16 protein-coding genes and 1 pseudogene are annotated in these 20,271 nt (G+C 58.7%); 10 read left to right on the top strand and 7 right to left on the bottom strand.

Annotated elements, in window-relative coordinates:
* Positions 1–322 precede the first annotated feature (322 nt).
* The 3 genes from JS46_RS23150 to topA all read right to left on the bottom strand — a co-directional run bounded on the left by JS46_RS23150 (position 323) and on the right by topA (position 4,747).
* A complete protein-coding gene (locus JS46_RS23150) occupies positions 323–481 on the bottom strand; it encodes a YmiA family putative membrane protein (RefSeq protein WP_071997406.1) in 159 nt (52 codons plus the stop codon).
* 495 nt (positions 482–976) lie between these two features.
* Entirely contained in the window at positions 977–1,951 is a 975-nt protein-coding gene (cysB, locus tag JS46_RS00755; protein WP_033746805.1) for an HTH-type transcriptional regulator CysB, read from the bottom strand.
* Between the two features lie 198 nt (positions 1,952–2,149).
* A complete protein-coding gene (gene topA, locus JS46_RS00750; protein WP_033746803.1) occupies positions 2,150–4,747 on the bottom strand; it encodes a type I DNA topoisomerase in 2,598 nt (865 codons plus the stop codon).
* A 371-nt stretch (positions 4,748–5,118) separates the two neighbouring features.
* Here topA and JS46_RS00745 point away from each other — a divergent pair, with 371 nt between their 5' ends.
* Complete coding sequence (locus tag JS46_RS00745; protein ID WP_033746801.1) at positions 5,119–5,367, top strand: YciN family protein; 249 nt, start codon at positions 5,119–5,121, stop codon at positions 5,365–5,367.
* Between the two features lie 128 nt (positions 5,368–5,495).
* Here the strand turns inward: JS46_RS00745 and sohB are convergent, their stop codons facing one another.
* A complete protein-coding gene (gene sohB, locus JS46_RS00740; protein ID WP_033746799.1) occupies positions 5,496–6,545 on the bottom strand; it encodes a protease SohB in 1,050 nt (349 codons plus the stop codon).
* Between the two features lie 175 nt (positions 6,546–6,720).
* On the opposite strand from sohB, the gene JS46_RS00735 reads away from it, so the two are divergent.
* Entirely contained in the window at positions 6,721–7,482 is a 762-nt protein-coding gene (locus JS46_RS00735; protein WP_033746797.1) for a YciK family oxidoreductase, read from the top strand.
* A complete protein-coding gene (cobO, locus tag JS46_RS00730; RefSeq protein ID WP_033746794.1) occupies positions 7,482–8,072 on the top strand; it encodes a cob(I)yrinic acid a,c-diamide adenosyltransferase in 591 nt (196 codons plus the stop codon). The genes JS46_RS00735 and cobO overlap by 1 nt, the downstream gene beginning before the upstream one ends.
* Before the next feature lie 35 nt (positions 8,073–8,107).
* Here the strand turns inward: cobO and rluB are convergent, their stop codons facing one another.
* Positions 8,108–8,992 carry a 23S rRNA pseudouridine(2605) synthase RluB gene (gene rluB / locus JS46_RS00725; protein WP_033746791.1) on the bottom strand — a complete coding sequence of 295 codons (885 nt, stop codon included), beginning with the start codon at positions 8,990–8,992 and terminating at the stop codon, positions 8,108–8,110.
* 270 nt (positions 8,993–9,262) lie between these two features.
* Between rluB and JS46_RS00720 the strand changes: the two genes are divergently transcribed.
* Positions 9,263–10,609, top strand: coding sequence for an MFS transporter (locus tag JS46_RS00720; protein WP_152560648.1), 1,347 nt, complete (start codon positions 9,263–9,265; stop codon positions 10,607–10,609).
* A 634-nt stretch (positions 10,610–11,243) separates the two neighbouring features.
* Positions 11,244–11,891: a serine protease gene (locus JS46_RS00715; protein WP_200879013.1), complete on the top strand. Its 648-nt coding sequence runs from the start codon at positions 11,244–11,246 to the stop codon at positions 11,889–11,891.
* A gap of 8 nt (positions 11,892–11,899) precedes the next feature.
* On the opposite strand, the gene JS46_RS00710 is transcribed toward JS46_RS00715, so the two are convergent.
* Both JS46_RS00710 and JS46_RS00705 read right to left on the bottom strand, forming a co-directional pair.
* Positions 11,900–12,520 carry an L-threonylcarbamoyladenylate synthase gene (locus tag JS46_RS00710; protein WP_033746785.1) on the bottom strand — a complete coding sequence of 207 codons (621 nt, stop codon included), beginning with the start codon at positions 12,518–12,520 and terminating at the stop codon, positions 11,900–11,902.
* A gap of 13 nt (positions 12,521–12,533) precedes the next feature.
* Positions 12,534–13,418: a PHP domain-containing protein gene (locus JS46_RS00705; RefSeq protein ID WP_033746782.1), complete on the bottom strand. Its 885-nt coding sequence runs from the start codon at positions 13,416–13,418 to the stop codon at positions 12,534–12,536.
* 279 nt (positions 13,419–13,697) lie between these two features.
* On the opposite strand from JS46_RS00705, the gene JS46_RS00700 reads away from it, so the two are divergent.
* From JS46_RS00700 to trpA, 5 genes and pseudogenes are all read left to right on the top strand, one after another.
* Positions 13,698–15,260: an anthranilate synthase component 1 gene (locus JS46_RS00700; RefSeq protein ID WP_033746780.1), complete on the top strand. Its 1,563-nt coding sequence runs from the start codon at positions 13,698–13,700 to the stop codon at positions 15,258–15,260.
* Positions 15,260–16,854 (top strand): annotated as a pseudogene (gene trpD, locus JS46_RS24490) (bifunctional anthranilate synthase glutamate amidotransferase component TrpG/anthranilate phosphoribosyltransferase TrpD). Before JS46_RS00700 ends, trpD begins: the two are co-directional and overlap by 1 nt.
* 2 nt (positions 16,855–16,856) lie before the next feature.
* Positions 16,857–18,218, top strand: a complete 1,362-nt coding sequence (trpCF, locus tag JS46_RS00685) for a bifunctional indole-3-glycerol-phosphate synthase TrpC/phosphoribosylanthranilate isomerase TrpF (RefSeq protein WP_033746772.1) — start codon at positions 16,857–16,859, stop codon at positions 18,216–18,218.
* A 43-nt stretch (positions 18,219–18,261) separates the two neighbouring features.
* Complete coding sequence (trpB, locus tag JS46_RS00680; protein ID WP_033746769.1) at positions 18,262–19,452, top strand: tryptophan synthase subunit beta; 1,191 nt, start codon at positions 18,262–18,264, stop codon at positions 19,450–19,452.
* A complete protein-coding gene (gene trpA, locus JS46_RS00675; RefSeq protein ID WP_033746766.1) occupies positions 19,452–20,258 on the top strand; it encodes a tryptophan synthase subunit alpha in 807 nt (268 codons plus the stop codon). The genes trpB and trpA overlap by 1 nt, the downstream gene beginning before the upstream one ends.
* Positions 20,259–20,271: the final 13 nt, after the last annotated feature.

Raw genomic sequence — 20,271 nt, 5'->3', positions numbered from 1 at the left:
ATTCGGGCGTAAAAAAATCCTGCAGTCATCAGACAGATGACACCTTTTTTATGCTGAGTGTAAAAGAGTGGGCTTTTAATTTGCCCGCCGGATAACCGGAAAGAAGTATTACGCTGGCGAAGCCAGTTACGCTGACAGCTTATTTAGCTTTCGTGTCCATGAAAGACTCGATGAAGTGACGCTGATTCTCACTCAGTTCCCAGCTGTCCGGGATAGTCACTTTGCGTTCCGTCACGCTGCTCTCTTTGCCTTTACAGGCTCGCGCCTGAAGCTGAGGCGCGGATAACGACTGTTTACGGCTGAGTGTGTTTGCCCACATGGTTTAGCCCCATATACGCCAGATCATCAATGCTACAACTACCCAAAACAGCGCAGAAGCAGCTATTACGGTTAACCAGGCCTTGCGACGGGTGTTACCAGAGCGCTCAACCTTGGTGCTTTTTGCCCGGAAGTCCGGTTGTACAGTCAGTCTCGTAGCCATAGTTTTTGATAATCACTCTCAATAAAACGATTGATAACATCGATTAAGATTTAGGACGAATCCTAAACTCATTAAGGCCGAAAATCCAGTTATTTTTATTGAGCACAACGATTAACGCTATTAATCAACGTGGCCTGAAAACTTAAGGAATAATTAACCGCGATACATTTCCTTAATTGAATTATTAGATTGCAAATTTGAGTTAAATTGCGATTAGGGCCATTTCAAATTTGAGTTAACTTAATAAGTCCTGATAAAAAGCGCTTTCACATCAGGTCTTAACTGGAGTATGGGAATAATCCTGGCGTGGCGCAAAGCGGCAAAGTTAAAATTGTGTACTGTTTCTCATTTAAGTAACGTAAACAGAAAAACATGTGATCGATGTTTCATTTACAAAAAAATAATAACTTTTTTCGACATTAAGGTGGCGCTAACGGCTACGGATAAAAAAGGCTGCCCAGGGCAGCCTTTAGCAATGCTAAACGAAACGCGGCGTTACTTAAACGGCAGCTTGATGTCTTTGAACATCGCTTCGATATCTTCGTTGGAGCGCAGCGCGACCGCCGCATCGACCACGTCACGCGTCAGGTGCGGCGCAAAGCGTTGAATAAAATCATACATATAGCTACGCAAAAAGGTGCTGCGCCGGAAGCCGATTTTGGTGGTGCTGTTGGTGAAAATTTCCGCCGCCTCGATGCGCACCAGGTCAGGATCGGCAATGGGATCGACCGCCATGCTGGCGATAACGCCGACGCCAAGGCCTAAGCGCACATAAGTTTTAATAACGTCTGCGTCGGTTGCGGTGAACACAATGCGCGGCGTCAGGCCAGCGCGGTTGAACGCAGTATCCAGTTCCGAACGTCCGGTAAAGCCAAAGGTGTAGGTCACCAGCGGGTATTCCGCCAGCTCTTCAATAGAGACCTGGCCCTTGCCCGCCAGCGGATGATCGGGCGTTACTACGATAGCGCGATTCCAGTGGTAGCACGGCAGCATAATCAAATCGTCGTAGAGATGCAGCGCTTCGGTGGCGATAGCGAAATCGGCGTTGCCTTTAGAGACCGCCTCGGCGATCTGCGTCGGCGAACCCTGATGCATATGCAGGGAGACGCGCGGATAGCGCTCGATAAAGCCCTTAATGACGCCCGGCAATGCATAGCGCGCCTGGGTATGGGTTGTCGCCACATAAAGCGATCCCTTATCCGGCCAGGTATGCTCTCCCGCCACCGATTTTATCGCATCGACTTTGGACAACACCTCGCGGGCGATGCGAATGATCTCCTCGCCAGCCGGCGTAACCTGAGTTAAATGCTTGCCGCTGCGTGCAAAGATCTGCACGCCCAGCTCATCCTCCAGCATGCGCACCTGCTTACTGATGCCCGGCTGAGAAGTGTAAAGCCCTTCTGCTGTCGAAGAGACGTTCAGGTTGTGATTAACCACTTCGACGATATAGCGCAACTGCTGCAATTTCATATCTGTTCCATCCCAGTAAGCTACAGAGCAGCATCCCCGATTGACGTATTTTCGCCGGATCGGTGAGAAAAGAGGCAAAGCACAGGAACATGTCGGAAATGCTATAACCACTATATCATCGCGGGGAGGAATGTAGAACGTTTTGATATAAGGCTAAGAAAAAGGCCAGCAGCGCTGGCCTTAGATAATGAGAGGAGATTACTTTTTCGCTTCCTGCCACTTGCCGTCGATATAAAACGCCGACCAGCCTGTCGCTTTGCCCTCTTTCTCCGAGGCGACATACTGCTGTTTGGTTTTACGGCTAAAGCGCACCATCGTCTTGTTGCCGTCGGCATCAGTCGCAGGCGCCTCAGCCAGGTAGCGTAGTTTTTCCGGCAGGCGATCTTTAAAGCGCTGCAGCTCTTCCACTAACGGCGCGCGGGTTTCACGCGATTTCGGGAAGGTGTTGGCCGCGAGGAACACGCCAGCCGCTCCGTCGCGCAGCACGAAATAGGCGTCCGATTTCTCGCACGGCAGTTCAGGCAGCGGGACCGGATCTTCTTTCGGCGGCGCAACCTCGCCGTTACGCAGAATTTTACGCGTGTTTTTACAGTCGTCGTTGGTACAGGCCATATACTTGCCGAAGCGCCCCATTTTCAGGTGCATTTCCGACCCGCACTTCTCGCACTCCACTACCGGACCATCGTAGCCTTTGATGCGGAATTCGCCCTGCTCGATCTCGTAACCGTCGCACTCCGGGTTATTGCCGCAGACGTGCAGCTTACGCTGCGGATCGATCAGGTAGCTGTCCATTGCCGTGCCGCACTTCTGGCAGCGGCGACGCGCGCGCAACGCGTTGGTTTCAGCGTCGTCGCCTTCCAGCACGTTCAGCACTTCGTTTTCCGGGATCAGGTTGATGGTCTGCTTGCAGCGCTCTTTCGGCGGCAGCGCATAGCCTGAACAGCCGAGGAAGACGCCGGTGCTGGCGGTGCGAATGCCCATCTTGCGTCCGCAGGTCGGACAGTCGATAGAGGTGAGCACCATCGGGTTCGGCTGCATGCCGCCCTCTTCCGGATCTTTCTCCGCTTTATCCAGCTGCTGAGTAAAGTCGCTAAAGAAGTTATCCAGCACGCCTTTCCATTCCGCCTCGTTATTGGCGACGCGGTCAAGGCTGTCTTCCATGGTGGCGGTAAAATCGTAGTTCATCAGATCGCGGAAGTTCTCTTCCAGCCGATCGGTGACGATCTCGCCCATCTTCTCGGCGTAGAAACGGCGGTTCTCGACGCGTACGTAGCCGCGATCCTGAATGGTCGAGATAATGGCGGCGTAGGTAGACGGACGGCCGATGCCGCGCTTCTCCAGCTCGCGCACCAGCGAGGCTTCGCTGAAGCGCGCCGGCGGTTTGGTGAAGTGCTGGCTTGGCGTCAGCTGCTGCAGATCGAGCGTTTCGCCTTTGACGACGTGCGGCAGCGTGCGGTCTTCGTCGTTTTTACGCAGCGCAGGCATCACGCGCGTCCAGCCGTCGAAGCGCAGCGTGCGACCTTTCGCCTTCAGCTTGAAGCCAGCGGCAGCGACGGTGAGCGTGGTGGAGTCGTACTGCGCCGGCATCATCTGACAGGCGACGAACTGACGCCAGATCAGCTGGTAGAGCTTCTGCGCGTCCGCTTCCATATCCTTGAGCTTTTCCGCCACGACGTTGACGTCGGAAGGACGGATCGCTTCGTGCGCTTCCTGGGAATTCTCTTTGCTGGCGTAGGTGTTCGCCGTCTCCGGCAGATACTTTTTACCGAAGTTTTTGTCAATGTAGCCGCGCGCCATCGCCAGCGCATCCTGACTCAGGTTGGTGGAGTCGGTACGCATGTAGGTAATATGGCCCGCTTCATAGAGGCGCTGCGCCATCATCATGGTTTTTTTGACGCCGAAGCCGAGTCGCGTACTCGCCGCCTGCTGCAGCGTCGAGGTAATAAAGGGTGCGCCAGGCTTGCTGCTGGTCGGTTTATCTTCGCGATCCACCACTTCATAGCGGGCGTTTTCCAGCAGCGCGACGGCGGCCTGGGTCTGCTCACCATTAACCGGACGGAACGGGCTGTCGTTCTGGTGGGTGACCGACATAGCCAGCAGGTCGCCTTTCGCGGTATGCAGATCGGCATTCAGCTCCCAGTACTCTTCCGGCACGAACGCTTTGATTTCCCGCTCGCGCTCAACCACCAGACGCACCGCCACGGACTGGACGCGACCGGCAGAAAGGCCGCGCGCGATTTTTTTCCACAGCAGCGGCGAGACCATATAGCCGACGACGCGGTCCATAAAGCGACGCGCCTGCTGGGCGTTGACGCGGTCGATATTCAGTTCGCCCGGCGTTTCAAACGCCTGACGAATCGCATTTTTGGTGATTTCGTTAAACACTACGCGGCTAAAGCGCTTGTCGTCGCCGCCGATGACTTCCCGCAGGTGCCAGGCGATGGCTTCCCCTTCGCGGTCAAGGTCGGTTGCGAGATAAATGTGGTCGGCGTTCTGCGCCAGCGCTTTCAGTTCGGAGACGACTTTTTCCTTGCCGGGCAGGATCTGGTAATCCGCTTTCCAGCCGTGATAGGGGTCGACGCCCATACGGCTGACCAGCGCGGCCTTTTCATCTTTTTTAACTTTTTTCGTTTTTTTGTCGCCGGCCCCGTCAGCACTCTTTTTCGCGGTTGAACCACTGGTCGGCAAATCACGGATATGACCGACGCTGGATTTCACCACGTAGTCACTACCGAGGTATTTATTGATTGTTTTGGCCTTTGCCGGGGACTCAACGATGACGAGTGCTTTACCCATATGTACCTTTACCTAATGAAAACGTCCTGATAAACGGGAGAGGATTTGATGCCCAGAAACCCAGTGGGTTCAATATTGTTGCGCCTTTTTTGCTTTTCAAGGCTGCGGGGTCAATCTCGGGCCAGCTGGCATATGTTTATGCAAGGGTATGAATAAGAGCGACTTTTTCATCTGACACAATCACACTTCCCGGTGTGATCTCCCTGAAATCTGAATCGCCCACACTCTACCTGATAAAATTCGTTACGCAACTTAATTAGCACTCAGTTGAATTTTGCGCCAGATTTTCACGCGTTTTGCTGATTTGCCGCGCAGCGGTTTTGGCACGTAATATAGAAAGGATTTTATGGATGTCAAAAAGGGGATATTCAATGCAGAAAAATACGCAACCCATTTCACGCCAGGCGCTACTGGAAAAAGCCAATACGCTTATTCGGGAACACGACGATTATTTTGCCGGTCTGGAAGCCGACGAGGTGATCCAGCAAGGCGACGTGCTGGTGTTCCGCGGCCCCTTTTTTCTTGATGACGAAGGGCTGCCGACAGCGAAAACTACGGCGGTGTTTAACGTCTTTAAATATCTGGCGCTGACGCTCTCGTCGCGCTATCACCTGGCGTAAAAACCCGGCCCTGATAGCAAAAACGCATTTCTGCGTGCTTGTCCCGCGCACTCCCTTGCGCGCGACGCTTTGCTCTTCAGGGCCAGATAGCCGCCTGCAGGCTGATCAGATATTTGCCTGGCTGGCGGTTAAAGCAGCGGCTTCTCGCCGCGCTGCCACCACTTCATCAGCAGGCGTTCCGCGACCGAGCCGGCGCTGTGGGTGACGCGGTCGATCATCTTGCGACGACGCGCATAGTGCACGCCCAGCACGTTAAACACATCCATCTGACTGATGATTAGCTCGTCGCTGGTGCTGATATCGTCGATAAGATTTAACGCCAGCGCCTGGCGGCCATACCAGTGTTCGCCCGTCGCGACTTTGTCGATATCCAGCGACGGCCGCATCTGATGCACGAACTCTTTAAACAGCAGGTGCGTTTCGTTGAGATCTTCCTGAAACTTCTCGCGGCCCTCGTCGGTATTCTCGCCAAACAGCGTCAGGGTGCGTTTGTACTGCCCCGCGGTATGCAGTTCGACATCGATATCGTTGCGCTTGAGCAGGCGGTTGAAGTTCGGGATCTGCGCCACCACGCCGATGGAGCCGAGGATGGCGAAAGGGGCCGCCACGATGCGATCCGCCACGCAGGCCATCATGTAGCCGCCGCTGGCGGCCACTTTATCCACCGCCGCCGTCAGGCGCAGACCGCGATCGCGCAGGCGCTGCAGCTGCGACGCCGCCAGGCCGTAGCCATGCACCACGCCGCCCGGGCTCTCCAGCCGCAGCAGCACTTCGTCGCCCTTCTCCGCCACCGCCAGCACGGCGGAAACTTCTTCGCGCAGCGCCGTGACTTCGCCGGCATCCATGCTGCCCTTGAAATCGATCACATAGAGCGTCGGCTTCTGGCTCTCGACGACGCCCTGCTTCGCGGCGCGCTTCTCCGCCTTCGCCTTCTGCTTTTCCGCTTTTTTATGCTGCTTCAGCCACACTTTCTGCACCTGCGGCTTCATTTTAGCCAGCTGCAGATCGTCCTTCATTTGCTGATAGTCGTCGCCCAGGTGCGTCAGCCGCAGCTGCCCGGCCGCCTGGCCGCGCTTGCGCAGCGCCGCGTTAACGATAATCGCCACAACGGCGGCGACGGCGATCACCACCGTCACCGCTTTAGCGAGAAATAATCCATAGCTGGAGAGTAAATCCATTCTGCCGCCTTATTAAACAGAGAATTAGCACCGATCGGAGAGTTTACCGGGTTTAGCGTCGCGCGTCGCCTGAAATGCCAGCGCCCGGCACAGAAAGCGCCTGCGGATGATTGCACCCTCCGGCGAATTGAGGCATAAAGCCAAAAACCCGTTTACGCGCTCAAGGAAACACGTCGTGCACTATCAACCGAAAAGCGACCTGCTGCAAAACCGCATCATTCTCGTCACCGGCGCCTCCGACGGCATTGGCCGCGAAGCCGCCATTACCTATGCGCGCTACGGCGCGGAAGTGATCCTGCTGGGACGTAACCTGGATCGGCTGGAGCAAACGCAGCAGGCGATCGCTCAGCTGGGCCTGCGCCCGGCGCACTGCCTGGTGTTCGATCTGGCGCAGGCGACCCCGACATCCTGTCAGCAGCTGGCCGACCAGCTGGCGCAGCAGTTTCCGCGTCTGGACGGCGTGCTGCACAACGCCGGCATTCTGGGCGAGATCGTGCCGCTCGCCGAGCTGGATCCGCAGATCTGGCAGCAGGTCATGAAGATTAACCTCGACGCCACCTTTTTCCTGACCCAGGCGCTGCTGCCGCTGCTGCTGAAATCAAGCGCCGGCTCGCTGGTCTTCACTACTTCCAGCGTGGGCCGCACCGGCCGTGCCGGCTGGGGTGCTTATGTGGTGTCGAAGTTCGCCACCGAAGGCATGATGCAGGTGCTGGCGGATGAGTATAAGAACCAGTCGCTGCGGGTCAACTGTATCAATCCTGGCGGCACGCGCACCAAAATGCGCGCCTCCGCCTTCCCGCAGGAAGATGCCGACAAGCTGAAAACCCCGGCCGATCTGATGCCGCTCTACCTTTATGTCATGGGCGACGACAGCCGCCGCAAAACCGGCATCAGCTTCGACGCCCAGCCCGGACGCAAGCCAGGAGCGGCAGAGTAATGGGCGACGATCGCCACCAGCAGCGACAGCAGCGGCTGAAAGAGCAGGTTGACGCGCGCATCGCCGCCGCGACGGAAACGCGCGGCATCATGATGGTCTTTACCGGCAATGGCAAAGGCAAAACCACCGCCGCCTTCGGCACCGCGCTGCGTGCGGTGGGGCACGGCAAAAAGGTGGGCGTTATCCAGTTTATCAAGGGCGAATGGCCCAACGGCGAGCGCAATCTGCTGGCGCAGCACGGCGTGGAGTTTCAGGTGATGTCCACCGGCTTTACCTGGGAGACGCAGAACCGCGCGACCGACACCGCCGCCTGTCAGGGTGTGTGGCAACACGCCATGCGCATGCTGGCGGACGCTACCCTGGATCTGGTGCTGCTCGACGAGATCACCTATATGGTGAGCATGGATTATCTGCCGCTGGACGATCTGGAGCGCGCGCTGGCGGCGCGTCCGGCGCATCAGAGCGTGATCCTGACCGGGCGCGGCTGCCATCGCGCGCTCATCGAGCGCGCGGATACCGTGACCGAAATGCGGCCCGTCAAGCACGCCTTCGACGCTGGGATCCAGGCGCAGCAAGGCATCGACTGGTAGGCAAAAAAAACGCAGCCCGTGAGCTGCGTTTTTTATTAGCCGCGTTTGCCGCCGCTGTTGTTGTTGCTGCGTCGACCGCTGCTGCTCACCTGCGTATGCCGCTTGACGGCACGACGAATCTGATTCGCCTTGGTGCGGCGACGATCTTTTTCCACCGCCAGCTTGGTGACCGTTTCGTCATCCATGCCCACCAGCGAGCGCAGATAGTTCACCGCCGCCAGATCCATCTCCATCCAGCCGCCGCGCGGCAAGCCTTTCGGCAGCGTGATATCGCCGTAGCGCACGCGCATCAGGCGGCTGACCTGCACGCCGACCGCTTCCCACAAGCGACGCACTTCGCGGTTGCGTCCTTCGGTCAGGGTGACGTTATACCACTGGTTGACCCCTTCGCCGCCGGCGAAGCGCAGCGTTTTAAAGGCTGCCGGGCCATCTTCCAGCTGCACCCCTTTGCTCAGCTGGCGAATTTTATCGTCGTCCACCTGACCAAACACGCGCACGGCATATTCGCGCTCAACTTCGCGGCTCGGATGCATCAGGCGGTTCGCCAGTTCGCCGTCGGTCGTGAACAGCATCAGCCCGCAGGTATTAACGTCAAGACGTCCAACCGCAATCCAGCGGGAGCCGCGCAGGCGCGGCAGGCGATCGAACACCGTTGGACGGCCTTCCGGATCGCTACGGGTGCAGAGTTCGCCTTCAGGCTTATAGTAGGCCAGCACGCGGCAGACTTCCGTCGCCGACTCGGCGATAGAAACCAGATGGCCGTCGATGCGGATTTTCAGGGATTTGTCATTTTCAATGCGGTCGCCCAGCGTGGCGAGTTTGCCGTCGATACTGACGCGACCGGCGGCGATTTTTGCTTCGATTTCACGACGGGAACCGTGGCCTGCACGTGCCAGGACTTTCTGTAACTTTTCGCTCATAGCGGCCTCACTGTCGCCTTCCCAGGCGTCATTTGGGTTAAAATTCTTTAAAATCAATAACTTAAGTTATGACATTCCGCCTATTATACCTTTAATTTACGGTTTTGTAACCTGCTTAATTTACTGACGGCAGGAGATGCCGTTAGCAATCTGCAGCCTTTTTTGACGATGGAAACAAGGCGCTTTTTCCACCAGTTGTGATCGCTTTCGCAACACCCTATAAACCAGACTTGTATGGTAGTGCCTTATTTATATTAAGGAGACTTTCCAGTGACCTCTGAAATCACCCCGTCCATCCAGGCTTCTGGAGACGCCGATCATCGGCAGATAATACGCCGGGTCGCCAGCGCATCCGCCATCGGCACCGCCGCGGAATATTATGATTTTTTTGCCTACGGCACCGCTGCGGTGCTGTTCTTCGGCCACCTCTTCTTTCCCAGCGATAATCCGCTGGTCAGCACCCTGGCCGCTTTCGCCACCTACGCCGTCGGCTTTCTGGCGCGACCGGTCGGCGGGATTATATTCGGCCATATCGGCGATAAAGTGGGTCGTAAAAAAGCGCTGGTGGTCACCATTCTTATTGTCGGCCTGGGCACCTTTTGCATCGGCCTGCTGCCGACCTACGCCACCATCGGCATCTGGGCGCCAATATCCCTTATCGTTATCCGTCTGCTGCAGGGCTTTGGCGTTGGCGGCGAGCAGGCTGGCGCGGTGCTGATGACCGCGGAGTATGCGCAGCCCGCGCGGCGCGGCTATTTCGCCAGTTGGGTGCAGATTGGCGCGCCGACCGGCTTTCTGCTGCCGCTGGCGCTGTTCGCCATCCTGAACGCCATGCTGACCACAGATCAGATGATGAGCTGGGGCTGGCGCGTGCCCTTTCTGCTGAGCGCGCTGCTGGTAATCGTCGGGCTGTTTATCCGTCTGCGCATCGACGAGTCGCCGGTATTCGCCGAGATCCGCTCCACCAAAGCGGCAGAGTCGCGGCCGCTGAAAGAGGTAATCCAGACTTATCCGGGGCTAGTGCTGAACGGCGTGGCGGCAAAGCTGATCGAAGCCTGCGCCTTCGCGCTGTTTACGGTGATCATTCTGGCATGGGGCAAAGCGAACCAGCTCGACAACAATATTCTCATGGAAAGCATGATTGTGGCGGTGATACTGGAAATTTTCGCCATCCCGCTGATGGGCGCGCTTTCCGATCGCATCGGCCGCAAACCGGTTTACCTGCTTGGCACCCTGCTGATCGTGCTGTCAATCGTGCCCTTTTTCCTCGCCCTGCAGCAAAACAGCTACTGGCTGACGCAGATCGCCATGATCGTGGCGCTGACGCTGGGCCACAGCATGTGTTACGCCCCGCAGGCGTCGTGGTTCCCCGAACTCTTTCCTACCCATATCCGCTGTAGCGGCATTGCGGTGATCTGGCAAATCGGTTCGTTGATCGGCAGCGGTATTCTCGGCCTGGCCGCGGTTAAAATCCTGCAGATCACGGATGGCCACTGGTATGGGCTGGCGATCTATGTCGGGGTACTGGGAGCGATCTCTCTGGTGGGTCTGGCACGGTTGCCGGAGACCGCGCCGGGACGACGCGATGCGGAATATCACAGCTGGCAGCGGCGCTAACTCGACCGGTTTCCTCTCAGTTGCCCTCTTCACGAGGGCAATGATTAATCTGCCGCGCAACAACATTTTGGCCGTTTTTTTCGCCAACCTGCTGAAGCGAAAATAGTTTTACGCGCTGCATGCTCTGATTGCCGCCGCTAATGTATGGCGGCAGCAGAGGACTCATTAGCTTTACGATACAATTAAAAGAGCGTTAAGCTTAACTCACTTCTCTGCTGCATTTTTTCATCTGTCATTAGTTATCACAGTAGTGAATTATTCTGATAATTTAACACAGAACGCGTTACCTGAATGGCCGTCGCACTTTATACCTGCCTTTAAAACCACAGATTGGTTTATCACCCTATTTATCCACATTTCTTTTTAAGATTAATCTTAATCGATTGTCTGCAGATTATTTACCGGTAAAATCAGAGCCAGAAACGCAAATAATCACTTTCGTATTATTAATCTTATAGCGTTACTCCAGCGAAAGTTATTAACGAGAATTTAACTTACTCTTTGCAGTTTCTTTAAAAAATAAACCGGCGCTACCGGAAATGCAGCGTTAATACGGCTCAATGATGAGTCTGAAATTGCATGTCAAAAATCTTCACCAGGGATTTTCCGACATGCCAGCATGAAGATAATCACCATGAGAAAACTGTTCTTATGGCCGGCGTTTGCTGCGCTGGCTTTGAGCGGTTGCTCTGTGGGCCATACCGAATATAGCCGTACGGCAATGCAGCACGTGGACATGAGTTTCACCGGCATTCCTACGGTTCTCGGGCTCGGCACGCTGGGCAGCAGCATTCCCATCACGCCTGAATATAGCCTGACCGCGGCACACGTGGCGAAGTTTGCCGTGCAGCGCGTAAAGGCGTATCACCCCTATTGCGATCTGGCGATCATTTACCACAAGAATGATGCGGCTACGGTGGCGAAATTCCGCAGCGGCGCCATCGGCGATCCGGTCAAAATGTACGGCTACAGTTTTATTTCCGCTATGCCGGTTGAATCATCGGGCAGTAATTTAGCGCGCACCGCCATTCGCAACAGCTGGAATAAAAAACCCTGTATGGCGATGGCGTCAAATGCCGGCGTAGTAAAAGGGATGTCGGGCGGCGCGGTCTATAATGCGGATAATACGCTGGGCGGCGTCATTGTTGGTTTTAGCGATGAAATAAAAAGTAGCAGCAGCGGCAAAACCGTTTTAAAAGATGTGTCGCTCTATATTCCCTATTCCGACTTTCAAAACTGGCTGAAACAGAATATTGGTCAGACGGCGCAGAGCGGCGCCTGACCAGGCTGTTACAGGAAAGGTCGGGGATCGCCTGAACCTTCGCGCACGACGGCGGGCGCATCGCTGGTGAGATCGACAACCGTTGTTGGCTGCTGTCCCAGCGTGCCGCCATCGATAATTAAATCGACCAGCTTGCCGATGCTGTGCTGGATCTCTTCCGGGTCCGATTCGGTGAAATCGTTGCCCGGCAGGATCAGCGAGGTCGACATCATCGGCTCGTTGAGCGCTTCCAGCAGCGCCAGCGCAATCGGGTTGGACGGCACGCGCAGCCCGATGGTTTTACGCTTATCGTTCATCAGCCGACGCGGCACAATTTTGGTCGCCTTCAGAATGAAGGTATAGCTGCCCGGCGTGTTGTTTTTCAGCAGGCGAAACGCGCTGTTATCTACCTGAGAATAGTTGGAGATTTCCGACAGATCGCGACACATCAGCGTGAAGTTGTGATTGCCGTCCAGCTGACGAATGCGGCAGATGCGCTCCAGCGCGTTTTTTTCTTCCAGACGACAGCCCAGCGCATAGCCGGAGTCGGTAGGATAGACGATCACCCCGCCCTTATTGAGGTAGTCGACCGCCTGCGAAACCAGGCGCGGCTGCGGATTGTCCGGATGAATGTGAAACAGTTGACTCATAAAAAACCTCGTATCACCTGTCCGCGTCAGAGACTGCGGGCGCCAGCGCCGGGAAACGTTCCCATACCGGCTCGACGCCAGCCGGCAGCCAGAGTTTGCGGCCCAGCTCAATCCACGGACAGGGTTGGTGAAAATCGGAACCTTGCGATCCAGCCAGCTCGGCATCGCGGGCGTACTGCGCCAGCTGCGCGCGTTCATTGGGCGCCTGCTGACACTGCGCGACTTCCATCGCGTCGCCGCCCACATCGCGGAAATGCGCGATAAGCCGCTTCAGCCACTTCGCCGACAAACCGTAGCGACCTGGGTGCGCCAGCACCGCACAGCCGCCAGAATGATGAATGGCATCAATGGCTTGTTTAATTGTACACCATTGCGGTGGAACGTAGCCGGTTTTACCGCGCGCCAGATAGCTTTTGAACACCTGCGCCACCGTGTCCGCTTTGCCCTGCTCAATTAAAAAGCGGGCGAAGTGGCCGCGCGTAATGACACCGCCATCCGCCAGCCGCGCGGCGCCAGCCAGCGCGTCAGGGATGCGCGCCTTCTCCAGCCGCTCGGCGATCAGCTCTGCGCGCGCCTGACGACAGCGCGCCTGCTCCGCCAGAAAGGCAATCATCGCCGGATGGCTGATATCGATATTCAGCCCGACGATATGAATCTCATGGTTTTCCCACAGCGTCGACGCCTCTACGCCCGCCAGCACCTTCAGCGGCAGCGCCTGCTCGCTGACGGCGCGCTGCGCCGCGGCGACGCCCGCCACGCTGTCGTGATCGGTAATCGCCAGCACGCCGACGCGCATGGCGACGGCGCGCTCGACCAGCGCCTCGGGCGTCAGCAGCCCGTCAGAGGCGCGGGTATGGCTGTGTAAATCATAAAGAGGAAAACGGGCAATCTCGTTCAAATGGCACTCCTGCTGCACGATGAAGCGGCCAGCATGATAACGATTTTATGCTCGGGTGAAAAAGCGTATTGACTTTTATCCGCTGAACCCGTTAACTAGTACACAAGTTCACAACTAAACGGGTTCTCTGTCATGGCGACGATTTTGATGCTTTCTGCAGGCTGGTGGCGCGATGTTTCCCCCGACGGGCGACGTCCAGCATCCCTTGCGTAACGCAGTGCAGAGACCCGAGCCCGCTTAAAGCGGGCTTTTTTTTAGGCGAATTTCAGAGAGAACAACATGCCAAATGCGAAACCTACAGTGAAGTTGATTACCGGCACCGCGCCCTATCGCGAAGATCCGGCCGCAGTGTTTCACCAGTTATGCGGCGCACGTCCGGCAACGCTGCTGCTCGAGTCGGCAGATATCGACAGCAAACAGAACCTGAAGAGCCTGCTGATCGTCGACAGCGCCCTGCGCGTCAGCGCGCTGGGATCCTGCGTAACGGTGCAGGCGCTGTCGGAAAACGGTCGCGCTCTGCTGCCGCTGCTCGACGCGGCGCTGCCTGCGGACGTGAAAATCGAACCGCGTCCGGACGGCCGCGAGCTGCACTTTCCGTCCGCCGACGCGGTGCAGGATGAAGACTCGCGCCTGCAGGCGCTGTCGGTTTTCGACGCGCTGCGCCTGATTCCACGTCTGGTGAACGCGCCGGCGGACGAGCGCGAAGCGGTGCTGCTGGGCGGCCTGTTCGCCTATGATCTGGTGGCGGGCTTCGAGGAGCTGCCCGCGCTGGAAAATCAGCAGCGCTGCCCCGACTACTGCTTCTACCTGGCGGAGACGCTGCTGGTGCTCGACCATCAGACGCGCAGCGCTACGCTGCAGGCAAGCCTGTTCTGCCCCTCCACCAGCGAATTCCAGCGTCTGCAAAGCCGTATTGAGCAGCTGCACGGTCAGATGCTGCAGCCCGCGCCGGCGCTGCCGGTGCAGAAAGTCGAGCAGATGACGCTGAGCGTCAGCCAGAGCGACGAAGCCTATTGCGACACCGTGCGTCAGATGCAGGAAGCGATTCGCATCGGCGAGATCTTCCAGGTCGTGCCGTCGCGCCGCTTTTCGTTGCCCTGCCCGTCGCCGCTCGCCGCCTACGAAACGCTGAAGAACAGCAATCCCAGCCCCTATATGTTCTTTATGCAGGATCGCGACTTCGCGCTGTTCGGCGCCTCGCCGGAGAGCTCGCTGAAGTATGACGCCGCCACGCGCCAGATCGAGATCTACCCGATCGCCGGCACGCGTCCGCGCGGCCGACACGCCGATGGTTCGCTGGATCGCGATCTCGACAGCCGCATTGAGCTTGAGATGCGCACCGATCATAAAGAGCTGGCCGAGCACCTGATGCTGGTGGATCTGGCGCGCAACGATCTGGCGCGCATCTGCGTGCCGGGCAGCCGCTACGTCGCCGATCTGACCAAGGTCGACCGTTACTCGTTCGTGATGCACCTGGTGTCGCGCGTGGTCGGCACGCTGCGCGAAGACCTCGACGTGCTGCACGCCTACCGCGCCTGCATGAATATGGGCACCCTGAGCGGCGCGCCGAAAGTGCGCGCCATGCAGCTGATCGCTGCGGCGGAAGGCACGCGCCGCGGCAGCTACGGCGGCGCGGTCGGCTACTTCACCGCTAACGGCGACCTCGATACCTGCATCGTTATTCGTTCCGCCTGGGTGGAGGACGGCGTCGCCACCGTACAGGCGGGCGCCGGCGTAGTGCTCGACTCCAACCCGCAGGCCGAAGCGGACGAAAGCCGCAACAAAGCGCGCGCCGTGCTGCGCGCCATCGCGACCGCCCATCACTGCAAGGAGATTTTCTGATGGCCGATATCCTGCTGCTCGATAACATCGACTCCTTTACCTATAACCTCGTTGATCAGCTGCGCGCCTTCGGCCACAACGTGGTGATCTACCGCAACAATGTGCCGGCGTCGGTGCTGACCGAACGCCTGCAACGCATGGAGAATCCGGTGCTGATGCTGTCGCCGGGTCCTGGCGCGCCGAAAGACGCTGGCTGCATGCCGGAGCTGCTGCGAACCCTGCGCGGGCGCCTGCCGATTATCGGCATCTGCCTCGGCCACCAGGCGATTGTCGAAGCCTACGGCGGCCATGTCGGCCAGGCGGGCGAGATCCTGCACGGCAAAGCCTCCGCCGTGAATCACGACGAGGAAGCGATGTTCGCCGGACTGAGCAACCCGCTGCCGGTCGCGCGCTATCACTCGCTGGTGGGCAGCAATACGCCGGCGGAGCTGACGGTCAACGCCAGCTACAACGGCATGGTGATGGCGGTGCGCCACGACGCCGATCGCGTCTGCGGCTTCCAGTTCCATCCTGAATCCATCCTGACCACTCAGGGCGCCCGTCTGCTGGAGCAGACGCTGGCCTGGGCGCTGGCGACATCACAGGGAGAATGATCATGCATGCCATCCTGGAAAAACTCTATCAGGCGCAGTCGCTGACTCAGGGCGAAAGCCATCAGCTGTTCAGCGCCATTATTACCGGTCAGCTGGAGCCGACGCAGCTTGCCGCCGCGCTGATCGCCATGAAGGTGCGCGGCGAATCGCCGCAGGAGATCGCGGGCGCCGCCAGCGCGCTGCTGGAAGATGCCCGACCCTTTCCGCGCCCGACCTACGCCTTTGCCGATATCGTCGGCACCGGCGGCGACGGCAGCAACAGCATCAATATTTCAACCGCCAGCGCCTTTGTCGCCGCCACCTGCGGGCTGAAAGTGGCGAAGCACGGCAACCGCAGCGTCTCCAGCAAGTCGGGCTCCTCCGATCTGCTGGCGGCGTTCGGCATCAGCCTGGATATGCCCGCCGAGCAGGCGCGCGCGGCGCTGGACGATCTCAACGTCTGCTTTCTGTTCGCGCCGCAGTATCACACCGGCTTTCGCCATGCGATGCCAGTGCGCCAGCAGCTGAAAACCCGCACCCTGTTCAACGTGCTTGGCCCGCTGATCAACCCGGCGCGGCCGCCGCTGGCGGTGATCGGCGTCTACAGCCCCGAACTGGTGTTGCCGATCGCCCAGACGCTGAAGGTGCTGGGCTACCAGCGCGCCGCGGTGGTGCACGGCGCCGGTATGGACGAGGTGGCGCTGCACAGCGAAACCCACGTTGCCGAGCTGCGCGATGGCGAAATCACCCGCTATCAGCTCACGCCGGAAGACTTCGGTTTCGGCTTCCATCCCAAAGAAGCGCTGGCCGGCGGCACGCCGGAAGAAAACCGTGACATTCTGACCCGTTTACTTCAGGGTAATGGCCAGCAGGCCCATGAGGAAGCGGTCGCCGTCAACGTGGCGATGTTGTTGAAAGTATTCGGTCATGAAGATTTGCGTGAAAACGCGCAGCGTGCGCTTCAGGCTATCCGCAGCGGACAAGCCTATGAACGCGTTGTCGCTCTGGCAGCAAGAGGATAACCATGCAAGGTACGATTTTAGAGAAGATTGTTCAGGACAAAGCGCAGTGGGTCGAGGCGCGCAAGGCGCAACAGCCGCTCGCCGCCTTTCAGAATGACGTGCAGCCCGCCTCCCGCAGCTTTTACCACGCGCTGCAGGGCGCCCGCACGGTCTTTATTCTGGAGTGTAAAAAAGCGTCCCCTTCTAAAGGGCTGATCCGCGACGATTTCGACCCGGCGGCCATCGCGGGCGTTTATCGCCACTACGCCTCCGCCGTCTCGGTGCTGACCGACGAGAAATATTTCCAGGGCAGCTTCGACTTTCTGCCCATCGTCAGCGCGGCGCTTACCCAGCCGGTGCTGTGCAAAGACTTTATCATCGACCCTTATCAGATCTATCTGGCGCGCCACTATCAGGCTGACGCCATCCTGCTAATGCTGTCGGTATTGAACGACGAGGAGTATCGTCAGCTGGCCGCCGTGGCGCACAGCCTGAAAATGGGCGTGCTGACCGAGGTCAGCAACGAAGCGGAGCTGGAGCGCGCCATTGCGCTGGAAGCGAAAGTGGTCGGCATCAACAACCGCGACCTGCGTGATATGTCGATCGATCTCGACCGCACGCGTCAGCTGGCGCCGCGCCTGTCGCACGGTGTAACGGTGATCAGCGAATCGGGCATTCATAACTATGCTCAGGTGCGCGAGCTGAGCCATTTTGCCAACGGCTTCCTGATCGGCTCGGCGCTGATGGAAGAGCCGGACCTGGCGGCCGCGGTACGTCGCGTGCTGCTGGGCGACAACAAAGTATGCGGGCTGACGCGAGCGGAAGACGCGCGCGCCGCCTTTGAGGCCGGCGCGCTTTACGGCGGCCTGATCTTCGCCGACGGTTCGCCGCGTCGGCTCGACGCGTCGCAGGCGCAGCAGGTGATAGCCGGCGCGCCGCTGCGCTACGTCGGCGTGTTTCGTAACAGCGCTATCAGTGACGTTGTCACGATGGCCGATACGCTGCACCTGAGCGCCGTTCAGCTGCACGGCGATGAAGATCGCGCCTATGTCGCAGAGCTGCGCGCTGCGCTGCCCGCCGCCGTCGCTATCTGGAAAGCGCTCAGCATCAAAAGCGCGCTGCCCGCGCGCGACTGGCCGCACGTCGATCGCTACGTCTTTGACAACGGCAACGGCGGCAGCGGCGAACGCTTCGACTGGTCGCTGCTGCAGGACCAGGATTTAAGCAACGTGCTGCTTGCCGGCGGCCTTGGCGCAGACAACTGCGTTGAAGCGGCGCGCCTCGGCTGCGCGGGCCTCGACTTCAACTCCGGCGTGGAAAGCGCGCCCGGCATCAAAGATGCCAGCAAAATCGCGGCGGTTTTCCGCACGCTGCGTGCCTACTGATTTGTCAGGTCCGCTGCGGCGGGCCTAAAAGGAAGATGAAACCATGACTCTACTGAACCCCTATTTTGGCGACTTTGGCGGCATGTATGTGCCGCAGATCCTGATGCCGGCGCTGCAACAGCTGGAAGCGGCCTTTGTCGAGGCGCAGAAAGACCCGGCGTTTCAGGCGGAATTCACCGACCTGCTGAAAAACTATGCGGGGCGCCCGACGGCGCTGACGCTGTGCAGCAACCTGACGAAAGGCACGAAAACGCGCCTCTACCTGAAGCGCGAAGATCTGCTGCACGGCGGCGCCCACAAAACCAACCAGGTGCTGGGTCAGGCGCTGCTGGCGAAACGCATGGGCAAAAATGAGATCATCGCCGAAACCGGTGCGGGCCAGCACGGCGTTGCCTCGGCGCTGGCGTGCGCGCTGCTCGGCATGAAGTGCCGCATCTATATGGGCGCGAAAGATGTCGAACGCCAGTCGCCGAACGTCTTCCGCATGCGACTGATGGGCGCCGAGGTGATCCCGGTGCACAGCGGCTCCGCCACGCTGAAAGACGCCTGCAACGAGGCGCTGCGCGACTGGTCCGGCAGCTACGAAACCGCGCACTATATGCTTGGCACCGCGGCGGGCCCGCATCCTTTCCCAACTATCGTGCGCGAGTTCCAGCGCATGATCGGCGAAGAGACGAAAGCGCAGATTCTGGAAAAAGAGGGGCGTCTGCCTGATGCGGTTATCGCCTGTGTCGGCGGCGGCTCGAACGCCATCGGCATGTTCGCCGACTTTATCAATGAAGAGAGCGTCGGCCTGATCGGCGTCGAGCCTGCCGGTCACGGCATTGAGACCGGCGAGCACGGCGCGCCGCTCAAGCATGGCCGCGTCGGCATCTATTTCGGCATGAAGTCGCCGATGATGCAGACCGAAGAGGGTCAGATCGAAGAGTCCTACTCTATCTCCGCCGGTCTCGACTTTCCGTCGGTCGGCCCGCAGCATGCGCACCTCAACAGCATCGGCCGCGCCGACTATGTGTCGATTACCGATAATGAAGCGCTGGCCGCCTTCAAGGAACTTTGCCGCGCCGAAGGCATTATCCCGGCGCTGGAGTCCTCGCACGCCCTTGCCCACGCGCTGAAGATGATCCGCGAGAATCCAGAGAAAGAGCAGCTGCTGGTGGTAAACCTTTCGGGCCGCGGCGATAAAGACATCTTTACCGTTCACGATATTCTGACTGCGCAGGGAGAAATCTGATGGAGCGTTATCAACAGCTGTTTACGCGTTTACAGGCCAGCAAAGAAGGCGCGTTCGTGCCCTTCGTCACGCTGGGCGATCCCTCGCCGGCGCTGTCGTTAAGCGTGATCGACGCGCTGGTCGCGGGCGGCGCCGACGCGCTGGAGCTGGGCATTCCCTTCTCCGATCCGCTGGCGGATGGCCCAACCATTCAGAACGCCACCCTGCGCGCCTTCGCGGCTGGCACGACAACCGCGCAGTGCTTCGAACTGCTCAGCAGCGTGCGCCGGAAATATCCCGATCTGCCCATCGGCCTGCTGATGTACGCCAACCTGGTGTTCGCCAACGGCATCGACGCCTTCTATGCGCGTTGCGCCGAAGCGGGCGTGGATTCAGTGCTGGTGGCGGATGTGCCGGTCGAAGAGTCGGCGCCGTTCCGCCAGGCGGCGCTGCGCCACGGTATCGCGCCGATCTTTATCTGTCCGCCTAACGCCAGCGACGATCTGCTGCGCGAAGTCGCCTCTCACGGCCGCGGCTACACTTATCTGCTGTCGCGCGCGGGCGTGACCGGCGCGGAAAATCGCGCCAGCAGCCTGCCGCTGCAGCGCCTGATCGAAAAGCTGCGCGAATATAACGCCGCGCCGCCGCTGCAGGGATTCGGCATCTCCGAACCGGCGCAGGTCAAAGAGGCGCTCAGCGCGGGCGCCGCGGGCGCCATCTCCGGCTCGGCGATTGTGAAAATCATTGAGCAGCACCATGCGCAGCCGGAAGAGATGCTGGCGAAACTGACCGCCTTCGTCAGCAGCCTGAAAGCCGCCACCCGCTGATCTTTTCATGCTC

Origin of the sequence: Pantoea sp. NGS-ED-1003 (genome assembly GCF_000738765.1) — a bacterium.
Taxonomy (GTDB): Bacteria; Pseudomonadota; Gammaproteobacteria; order Enterobacterales; family Enterobacteriaceae; genus Pantoea; species Pantoea septica.
Note: the sequence above shows the minus strand (reverse complement) of the source record. Positions and strands in the feature narration are given on the sequence as shown.